This window comes from Pseudomonas sp. EL_65y_Pfl1_R83 (genome assembly GCF_963970695.1).
In the GTDB taxonomy this organism is placed as follows: domain Bacteria; phylum Pseudomonadota; class Gammaproteobacteria; order Pseudomonadales; family Pseudomonadaceae; genus Aquipseudomonas; species Aquipseudomonas tritici.
The window spans coordinates 1-514 of sequence record NZ_CAXAQI010000262.1 but is presented as its reverse complement, the minus strand read 5'-3'; the positions used below and the strand labels follow the sequence as shown (position 1 = coordinate 514).

Genomic DNA, 514 nt, shown 5'->3' with positions numbered 1-514 from the left:
GCCCGGCCATGACAGGGAGAGAACGATGCCTGAGATCACCATCAGCATGGCCGAAGGCCGCACCGACGAGCAGAAGGCCGGCATGATGCGCGACATCACCCAGGCCCTGGTCAAGAATCTCGGCGTCGACTCCGATGCCGTCGTCATCCAGATCAACGAAGCTCCGCTCCGCCACAAGATGAAGGGCGGCAAGACCTTCGTCGAGCGCGCGGCGGCGGCGAAGAAATAGGCGGCGCCGGTTCTGCAAGCACAGCCGTCGTCCTGGCGAAAGCCAGGACCCATTACCCCGGGAAGCCGTTGGTGTGGCAGGTCGTGGTTCGGACGACGCCAACGAGAGCCAATCGGGGTAATGGGTCCTGGATCGGCGCTCGCTGTGCTCGCTTGTCCAGGACGACGAGGTAGACCATGGACGCACGCGACTTCATCACGATCGGCATGAGCGCGGAGCGCACGCTGGTGGTGCCGGTGGAGCGGACCGTCGGGCATTTCGTGCCCGGCATGCCTTTCGTCTACG

Annotated in this window: 1 protein-coding gene; it reads left to right on the top strand. The window is 64.6% G+C overall.

Annotated elements, in window-relative coordinates:
* A partial coding sequence (locus AACY08_RS28755) for a tautomerase family protein (RefSeq protein WP_339472480.1) occupies nucleotides 1-229 on the top strand: 229 nt, incomplete at its 5' end.
* Nucleotides 230-514 lie beyond the last annotated feature (285 nt).